We start from the raw sequence: 8,590 nt of genomic DNA, 5'->3' as shown, positions 1-8,590 counted from the left end.
TCTTAGGGCGCGTAATCCGTTTGGTTTACCATGACGTTGATGGGGTACACTTCGGCCAGTTCTTTCTTCCTGTAGACGCTATCAGTTCTACCCGTCTCATGTTGCGGAATGGGAATGCTCAAGTTTATGACCTAACTAAAAGCTAAACTTCTATGGATGAAAGAGTAGAAAAGTTTGTAAGACTGTATCGCATCCGCTCTATGGCTAGGGACTGCACGTGGATTGCCCAGGAAGAACTACTAGACAACGAAACTGCAAAATGGTTCCTTTATATAGGTCAGGAACTTCAGGCTCTTTACCAAGACCTGGCGCATAAACCTGAACCAAAGTTAAGACTCCTAGAAGGTGGCAAAAAGGATTGTAACCGCTGAGGTGTCGAGAAGGTGCACGAATTATTACGATAGGGACGCCAAATAAAAAGACCACCTTTGGGTGGTTTTTTTATTTGTGCTCCTACGCGGATGAAAACCCGTGTTTAGGGTTCGACAGCGAAGCCGGGTCCCAAACTGTTGAAAACAGTTTGGGTGGGCGAAGCAGTACCCGGAGCACTGGCCAAAGCCAGTGCGGAGCGGTATTCCCGTAGGAGACGCATTTTTCTTACCTTATAGGCTCACCTGTAAGGTGAGAATAGAAGGTTAGAAAAATGCTGTACTTGTACTTGAAATTTTATTTCAAGTACAAGTGCGCATAATGCTTAAACCCAACCAGCATAACGATACAAATGCTGTACCTGACCGGAGGTCAGGTGCGCATGATTCTTGCAAAAAAAATGCTGTACTTGAACCACAAGCTTCAAGCGAGCACAATCCCCGCAAAATTTCAAAATAAAAAAAGCCCCGATTACGGAGCTTTTTTATTTTGTGCTCTATGTTTTCTTAGTCTATAGAAAAACCATGCCCCAACAAGAAATTTGCGATCAATTAATTAAACTCTTCGCCACCGCCCCCATTAAAAAAACAACCGGGATGACGTTATCTTACAACGATAAAGGCCAGGGAATTTTTGATTTTAAACGTAATCCCAACTTTGATCATGCTTTAAACGATGTGCACGACGGTCTTATTGCCACGCTTTTAGATAATGCCGGGTGGTTTACCGTGGCGGCGCATTATGGATGTTGGGTGGTCACCGTAGAATTTAGCGTTAAACTTTTAGAAGAAGCCCGTCAGGAAAATTTGCAATCGATTGGTACATTAATTCGCGCCGGAAAACGCCTAGCCACCGCCGAAATGAAAGTAGTTTCGGAATCGGGCAGATTAGTAGCCATTGGCTCGGGCACTTTTGCGACTACATCTAAATCGATTGAAAGCTCAAATTAATCAAATACGCACCTCTGAGTGTTCAAAGTTATTTCAATAATTCAACAACGCTCTTTTTTTCCTGGCTAAGCAATAACTTGACCCTCTTTTTTAATACATTTACTATTAAGCCAAATTATTTCTTTGGTATAAATCTCAAACCATCTTTTTTTAAATTGTAGGGGTAGAACAATGCTTAAAAATTCGTTTATTGTTTTTGTTACTCTAGCTTTTGTTACGCTATGCTTTACTACAGAAGCGCAATCTGCAAACAAACCATTTAAACCAAAACACAGCAAAAACTTTTCCACTTCTAAAGATTTAGCTGCCTCCGTAAGCGAATCGAATTTCAAATTAAAAAATACCGGAGCGAGTGCAGCAACTGTGTACGGTCTTTATGTGAGACAATTTTCGTATGTAGCAGAGGGTGAGCCCTGTACAAGTGCCACGGTTATGTACCCATCGACCGACAATATTGCCGCAGGTGCCATGGTGATGCCTGTTACACTTGAGGCCAATGCTGAAGCTGCCGTTGGAGAGAATTATTTATACAACATGATCTATAACGCCACCTATTACCTTAGAATCGTTGAGCCAATCAGCCCTCCTGGCTGTGCCTTACCTGGCTGTACTTGGGGCGAAGATTCAACAGTTTATAATTGGTGCATCTATGTTGGAGCTATAGCGCCCGTTTCAGTAACGGGGGCATATACAGCGAAAGTCGTTCCTTCTTCATCAGCACTTTCTGGAGGAGACTACAATTACGATCTTATCAGCAGCTACGACTACATTGGCCCTATTTCTTGCAACGATTTAACTTTAACCTGTTCTGTTACATCATCACAAACTCAGTCGTTTTAAGAGGACTATTTGGTTATGAAAATAAGACGATCTTTTTTTATCCTTTTAAGTTTAATATTTTTTGTTTTTTCCGCATGTTCAGAAAATTGGGAGCCAGCGTCATCAACTCCATCGGATCCCCCCTCTACTCCCTCTCCACCGGAATCTGAACCAGAAGACACCAACCCTCCCTTTAGCACCGAATCATTAATGAGCGCACAGGATGTTGAAAATTCAGCGCTCTCCGATATTTCAATAACCAATGCGACAGATGCTTCGGTTACGGGGTACGGATTATATATTGCGGCTTTTGATGTTAATGATTGCTCGGCGTGTTTTGGAAACATAATTAGTGGCGATAATGTGGGTGGAACCATTGTACAGCCGGTATCTTTTAGTGCGGGCCAAAGTATCGATATAGGACAAAATTATTTATATAATCTTATCTACAATGGCATTTACTTTATATCTTCAAATGTGGGCACTCCTCCCTGCTCGCTCCCAGGCTGTTCTTGGCCAGGTGATGCCGATATTGGAGAGGGATGGTGTTTAAGTATTGGTATTATGTCTCCCGATTCTGATTACACATCGTCAAATTACGTCAGTGGCGATAACTCTCCGGCAAGCGTGGTTCCTTTTGGTGCAGCCGTAACAAGTGACCCTTTTGATTACAATTATGACCTGATCGATCCTTCAACCCAAGGAGTGGGAAACGCTTGCTTAGGCCCCATCGTTTGTGATGACGAGACGCTCACATGCACGGTAAACACGCCCCAAAGTCAATCGTTTCAGGCTTATTAACAGCCGACAGGGGGTCAACTCTTGAAATTTGAAATAGGAATTCATTTTTTCAAATTTCAAGAGTTGACCCCATCGCCACCACCCTCTTCACATACTGATAAACCCCAGCACTAAAAGCCATGTTCATATGACTCGTCTTATAAAAATGTTTAAAAGTGGCTCTCCCCACTAACGGATCTTTTTCCACAAAAGGCGACTCCCCTTTTCCGCTTTTTATTCCTACCAACCCATCACCAAAAAACTTTTTAAAGGCCGAGTCCTCTTTATTGGCAATCTCTCCCGTAAGCACATGGTAGTTTACACCGTCCACAAGCGGCACCTGTGTTTTGGTGTGCTTAAAGACATGGCGCTGGTTGTGATTTTTCCAATCGTCTTCTACTAATAATCCATGACGCAAATCGTGTATGCCGCCGCTTCTTAAATCGCCAACGGCACCAATAATGCGCGTGGGGATGTTCCATAGTTTTTTTAACACAAACGATGCCGAAAAACCTAACTGTTCCCAATGCGAACCCGCTAGCGGCGGAGCTAATAACAAGCAGGTTTTATACTTTAAAAGCCACGTGTGCTTTTCATTTTGCGCAACATACTCGGCACTGCGAATAACTAATCCACCCATAGAGTGACCAATAAGCGTAAGAGATAAAATATTTTCCAAAAATCGATCTGTAAAATTTTTAAGAAGAGCCGCCAACGCTTTACCGTTATCCGAAATATGCAGGCCCGAATTATAACGCACGTACAAACACAGGGCATCCACATCGTTTTCAATCCGTGTGCCAAAACCTTTTTTAGAGGTCCACATGGTATCATCGGCCATAAGGCCATGTACAAAAACGATGACGTGTTTTTTATCTTTTATTTTTTTTGAAAGCTCATCAACAGAAAGGTCTTTTCCCTTTTCTCTAAAACTCATGCCAATACTTAAAGGCGGATGCAGAGTAGCCAGCAAATCACCCACCAAGCCATTTAAAACGGTGTGCAAAACCGCCTTTCCTTTTTGAGACGCCTTTACAAACTTTTTCCACTTATCTTTGCCCTGTGCCATACGCGCATGGCTATAACGCCCCTCACTATTAAGCTACTAAAAACAAGCAGCTTGCAAAATAAAACCACTTTGCTACGGTTACTTGCCCCGGAATTCCCCGGGTTATAACAAGGATATTTATGAAGCAGATTTTTAAAGTAATGATGGTGGCTTTACTTGTAACCAGCTTTTCCTATTCAGCCCAAGCCGGCCACAAAGAAGGTTGTAGCAAAGATGCTAAAAAAGAATGTTGTGGCATGAAAGGCCCCGATACCAGTTCGGCCGAATTAAAAAAGTTTAAAGCCCTTGAAGGCCGCTGGACTATGACCACCTCCATGTTTGGTAAAAAAAATCAGCGCATGTATACCGAATATAAAGTAACCGCAAGTGGCAGCGCTGTTTTAGAAACTATTTTCCCAGGAACACCCTACGAGATGGTTTCGGTTTATTACGACGACAATCGTGGCAAACTGGCCATGACTCATTATTGCATGCTTAAAAACCGCCCTACTTTAAAACTAGCCAAAAGCGAAGGTAACACTGTTACCCTTAAAGTAGCTAAAGTAGATGGCAAAACCCCCAAGGGAACACCCTCCATGGGCGATTCCACTTATGTGTTTAAAGACAAAAACCATTTCTCGGCCTCATGCTCCAGCAAAGATCCCAAACATCCCAGCATGACTGTTGAGTGGACACGCGTAAAATAAGTTTTAAGGCCTGCCTTGCAGTAAACCCTGCAAGGCAGGCCCTTCTTAAGCCGCTTTATTCAGCACGCCTCGCATTCTATCTTCAAAAGCCGTTAATGCCACTTTAGCTCCATCCCCCATGGCTGTCACAATTTGTTTAAACGGGATGGTGGTTACATCACCTGCTGCATAAATACCCGGCACCGAGGTACGACCATGGGCATCCACAATAATTTCACCCATGGGGTTAATGTTGAGAATATCTTTTACAAACTGGCTATTGGGCAAGAGCCCAATTTGGACAAACACGCCATCAACAGCAAGTTGCGTTTCTTTGTTAGTAGCGCGATCAATGTAATTTAGCCCCACTACCTTTTTGCCATCACCCACAATTTTTTGTGTTTTGGCATTCACCACAATAGTGGCATTAGGCAGTGATTTTAATTTCTGCACTAAAACATCATCGGCTTTAAGCTTATCGCTATATTCAATGAGGGTAAGCTCGCTGACAATACCAGCCAAATCAATAGCAGCCTCCACGCCCGAATTCCCGCCACCCACAACAGCCACTTTTTTCCCTTTATAAAAGGGACCATCGCAATGAGCACAGAATGCAACACCTTGGCCAATGTGCTCTTTCTCGCCAGGGATACCCAGCTCGCGCCACTTGGCACCGGTAGCAATAATAACGGCATCGGCTGTTAATACCTCGCCACTGGCAAAGGTAATTTTTTTAGGATGATCTGTTGAAAGAGACACCACACGACGATGCTCTAATAATTTCACCGGGTATTGTTTGAGATGCTCACCCAATTGTGCCGCAAGCTTAGGCCCTTCGGTGTAAGGAACCGAAATCATGTTTTCTATCCCCTTGGTTTCCTGCACCTGCCCGCCAAATTTATCGGCAATAACGGCCACCTTTAAACCCTTGCGCGCGCTGTAAATGGCGGAGGTAACTCCGGCTGGCCCACCGCCTATAACAGCTACATCGTAAAAACCCAAATCGGTATTGATATTGGCTGGCGCGCTACTCCCCAGCTGCTCTTCCAACTTTTGCAATAAATCGGAAAACGATATCTTGCCTGAGTGAAGAAGCTTTCCATCCAGCACAACACTAGGCACACCTTGTAAACCCAAAGCCTCCACTTCTTCCTGAGCATAGGCACCATCAATCATTTCGTGATCAAGCGAGGGATGCAAAGTAGCCATCAGGTTTAAGGCCTGAACTACTTCGGGGCAATTTTCGCACGAGAGTGAAACATAAGTTTTAAGACGTACATCTCCTTTTAAACGCTTTACACGGGCCACAATACCGTCATCGGGAATTTTTCCTTTTCCATCACTATTTAAAATAGCCAACACCAGTGAGGTAAACTCATGCCCACCCGGAATACCTGTAAAAAAAATACCGCTCGACTTCCCATTTACGGCAATTTCAAATGAAGGAACCTTGCTTACCTTATCATCCACAATTTCAATTTTTATTTTTTGCGAGGTACTGGCCACTTCACCCAGCATTTCCAAAAGCTGCGGTTCATCGGCATGCGCGCTTTTGTAAACACGCAATATAAGCTCGCTCTCAAGGCGGCTGAAAACTTCTTCAAGTTGTTTTTTCATTTCTAAATCAAGCATAAGCAGTCCCTTTTAAACACAGCCTCATCCGTGACACACATTTCACGGATGAAGCCTGTGATTATTTAGATTTTACCTACTAAATCCAAACCGGGTTTTAAGGTTTTTTCGCCGGGCTTCCATTTAGCAGGGCACACTTCACTTGGGTGTTCGGCCACAAATTGTGCGGCCTGCACTTTGCGCAACAGATCATCGGCGCTACGCCCAATGCCGTTGTCGTTGATCTCCACAATTTTAATTTTACCTTCGGGGTTCACCACAAAGGTGCCACGGTAGGCCAAGCCCGCTTCTTCAATATGCACACCAAACGCACGCGTTAAGGTACCGGTGGGGTCGGCCAGCATGGGGTATTTTATTTTTTTGATGGTATCGGATGCATCGTGCCATGCTTTGTGCACAAAGTGCGTATCGGTACTCACCGAGTACACTTCCACACCCATTTTTTGAAACGTTTCATATTTGTCGGCCATATCCCCTAATTCGGTAGGGCAAACAAAGGTGAAATCGGCAGGGTAAAAAAAGAATATGCTCCACTTACCCTCAATATCCTTCTGGGTGACGGTTTTAAATTTTCCATCGTGGTAAGCCTGCACACTAAAATCGATTACTTTTGTGTTGATGATTGTGTTCATAGTTAGTCTCCAAATTTTGTTAATCTTCTTCTACATGAAGAAGTGTTGAACCCAATGTGCGCCAAGCCAATAAATAAGTAAAATCGATTATATTTATGAATTGATAGTTTTTAACTATGATGATAAGTTTTGGTTATGCCGTCATTAACCCAAATTCAATACGCCCTAACTATTGAAAAACTAAGGCATTTTGGAAAGGCCGCTAAAGAAAGTCATGTAAGCCAGCCTACTCTCTCGCAACAGCTCCAAAAACTTGAGGATGAAGTGGGTATCATTATTTTTGATCGTGGCAAAAAACCCATTCTACCCACACCCGAAGGTGAGCGCTTTTTAGAGCAGGCAAAAACTCTCATGCGCAACTACGACAAGCTACTTCATATTTCTAAACAAACCAAAGGCGGTGGCGTGAGCGGCGATTTTAAATTAGCCATTATCCCAACTGTGGCAAGCCACCTGCTCCCCCTCATATTAAAACCCTTTTCTCAAAATTTTCCGCACGTGCGTTTGTTTATTGAGGAAATGAAAACTGAAACCATTATTAAAGAGTTGGAAAACGATCATTTAGACGGCGCCATTTTAGCAACCCCTCTTGAAGAAAATAACTTTAAGGTGCACCCACTGTACTACGAGCCCTTCTATATTTATTTTTCTACCAACCACCCCTTACTCAAACTAAAAGAAGTTCCGCGCGACAAATTGGATAATTTGGAAATGTGGGTTTTGGAAGATGGACATTGTTTTAAAGACCAGATGCTCAATTACTGTTCTCTTCCACGCAGCAATGCCGATAACATGGGAAATATTCGCTTTCAGAGTGGAAGCCTCGATACCTTGCGCCGTTTGGTTCAAAAAAATATGGGTTATACATTTATACCAGCACTCATGACGCTTGGCTTGCGCCAGGACGAACTTAAAAATCATGTACGCCCATTTAAACAACCACATCCCACCCGCGAAATAAGCCTTATCTACAGGCGCGATCACTGGAAACTGGGTATCATTAAAGCTATCGAGGAAACCGTAGCCAAAAATTTACCTTCCACAATTGGACAAAAGCCTGATAAAAACCAGAAAGTATTGGATGTGTGCTAAGAAAGCAAAAATATGAACTACGAACTTGTTCGCTGCAAACGCCGTACGGTAGGATTACACATCACACAAGAAGCCAAACTTGTTGTACGCGTCCCATTGCGCGCCCCGCTTTCTTTTGTAGAACAAGTGATTGCCGAAAAAACACCGTGGATTAACCGTACGATAAGCCGCATCAAAAAACGCCCTGCACCATACCTGCGTTTTCATCCGCAAGCGCGGACTTCATTGATAAAAGCTTATAAAAAACAGGCCAAGCTTCTTTTTAAAGAGCGCGTTGAATTATATGCTCAAGCGCATCATCTTACCTACAGCACCATTAAAATTAATTCGGCCAAAAGACGCTGGGGATCGTGCAGCATCAAAGGAAATCTTAATTTCACTTGGAGGCTCGTCCTTGCTCCTTTATGGGTTTTGGATTATGTGGTCGTTCACGAGTTGGCCCATTTGAAACATCACAATCATTCTCATAGGTTTTGGGAACAAGTGGCCATGATGTACCCCAATTACAAAGAGGCTAGCCTCTGGCTTAAACTCAATAGTACTTTGCTGCTGATGTAGTACTTTATTTATACTAAGGAAAAT

General features: G+C 43.3%; 9 protein-coding genes. 6 read left to right on the top strand and 3 right to left on the bottom strand.

The window, feature by feature from the left end; translation table 11 throughout:
* The first annotated feature begins 893 nt into the window (after positions 1-893).
* The 3 genes from K1X76_08240 (at position 894) to K1X76_08230 (ending at position 2,939) form a co-directional block, all read left to right on the top strand.
* A complete protein-coding gene (locus K1X76_08240; GenBank protein MBX7149062.1) occupies positions 894-1,319 on the top strand; it encodes a PaaI family thioesterase in 426 nt (141 codons plus the stop codon).
* Positions 1,320-1,490: 171 nt separating this feature from the next.
* Entirely contained in the window at positions 1,491-2,159 is a 669-nt protein-coding gene (locus K1X76_08235) for a hypothetical protein (protein MBX7149061.1), read from the top strand.
* A 189-nt stretch (positions 2,160-2,348) separates the two neighbouring features.
* Positions 2,349-2,939 carry a hypothetical protein gene (locus K1X76_08230; GenBank protein MBX7149060.1) on the top strand — a complete coding sequence of 197 codons (591 nt, stop codon included), beginning with the start codon at positions 2,349-2,351 and terminating at the stop codon, positions 2,937-2,939.
* Positions 2,940-2,988: 49 nt separating this feature from the next.
* Here the strand turns inward: K1X76_08230 and K1X76_08225 are convergent, their stop codons facing one another.
* The gene (locus K1X76_08225; GenBank protein ID MBX7149059.1) at positions 2,989-3,987 is read right to left on the bottom strand and encodes a hypothetical protein; all 999 of its coding nucleotides are present in this window, start codon (positions 3,985-3,987) and stop codon (positions 2,989-2,991) included.
* A 119-nt stretch (positions 3,988-4,106) separates the two neighbouring features.
* Between K1X76_08225 and K1X76_08220 the strand changes: the two genes are divergently transcribed.
* Positions 4,107-4,673 (top strand): hypothetical protein, encoded by a 567-nt coding sequence (locus K1X76_08220; GenBank protein ID MBX7149058.1) that lies wholly within the window; start codon positions 4,107-4,109, stop codon positions 4,671-4,673.
* A gap of 45 nt (positions 4,674-4,718) precedes the next feature.
* On the opposite strand, the gene ahpF is transcribed toward K1X76_08220, so the two are convergent.
* Both ahpF and ahpC read right to left on the bottom strand, forming a co-directional pair.
* A complete protein-coding gene (gene ahpF / locus K1X76_08215; protein ID MBX7149057.1) occupies positions 4,719-6,284 on the bottom strand; it encodes an alkyl hydroperoxide reductase subunit F in 1,566 nt (521 codons plus the stop codon).
* A gap of 65 nt (positions 6,285-6,349) precedes the next feature.
* Entirely contained in the window at positions 6,350-6,916 is a 567-nt protein-coding gene (gene ahpC, locus K1X76_08210; protein MBX7149056.1) for a peroxiredoxin, read from the bottom strand.
* Positions 6,917-7,051: 135 nt separating this feature from the next.
* Between ahpC and K1X76_08205 the strand changes: the two genes are divergently transcribed.
* Complete coding sequence (locus K1X76_08205) at positions 7,052-8,008, top strand: hydrogen peroxide-inducible genes activator (protein MBX7149055.1); 957 nt, start codon at positions 7,052-7,054, stop codon at positions 8,006-8,008.
* 12 nt (positions 8,009-8,020) lie between these two features.
* Positions 8,021-8,566 (top strand): M48 family metallopeptidase, encoded by a 546-nt coding sequence (locus tag K1X76_08200; GenBank protein ID MBX7149054.1) that lies wholly within the window; start codon positions 8,021-8,023, stop codon positions 8,564-8,566.
* Positions 8,567-8,590: the final 24 nt, after the last annotated feature.

It is taken from the genome of bacterium, from assembly GCA_019695305.1.
Classification (GTDB): Bacteria; UBA10199; UBA10199; order UBA10199; family JAIBAG01; genus JAIBAG01.
This window is presented reverse-complemented; position numbering and strand designations above follow the sequence as displayed.

What these genes read in the sequence shown, in the direction of transcription:
- K1X76_08240 (MBX7149062.1), top strand. Translation starts at nt 894, where the DNA reads ATGCCCCAACAAGAAATTTGCGATCAATTAATTAAACTCTTCGCCACC.
- K1X76_08235 (MBX7149061.1), top strand. Translation starts at nt 1,491, where the DNA reads ATGCTTAAAAATTCGTTTATTGTTTTTGTTACTCTAGCTTTTGTTACG.
- K1X76_08230 (MBX7149060.1), top strand. Translation starts at nt 2,349, where the DNA reads ATGAGCGCACAGGATGTTGAAAATTCAGCGCTCTCCGATATTTCAATA.
- K1X76_08225 (MBX7149059.1), bottom strand. Translation starts at nt 3,987, where the DNA reads ATGGCACAGGGCAAAGATAAGTGGAAAAAGTTTGTAAAGGCGTCTCAA.
- K1X76_08220 (MBX7149058.1), top strand. Translation starts at nt 4,107, where the DNA reads ATGAAGCAGATTTTTAAAGTAATGATGGTGGCTTTACTTGTAACCAGC.
- ahpF (MBX7149057.1), bottom strand. Translation starts at nt 6,284, where the DNA reads ATGCTTGATTTAGAAATGAAAAAACAACTTGAAGAAGTTTTCAGCCGC.
- ahpC (MBX7149056.1), bottom strand. Translation starts at nt 6,916, where the DNA reads ATGAACACAATCATCAACACAAAAGTAATCGATTTTAGTGTGCAGGCT.
- K1X76_08205 (MBX7149055.1), top strand. Translation starts at nt 7,052, where the DNA reads ATGCCGTCATTAACCCAAATTCAATACGCCCTAACTATTGAAAAACTA.
- K1X76_08200 (MBX7149054.1), top strand. Translation starts at nt 8,021, where the DNA reads ATGAACTACGAACTTGTTCGCTGCAAACGCCGTACGGTAGGATTACAC.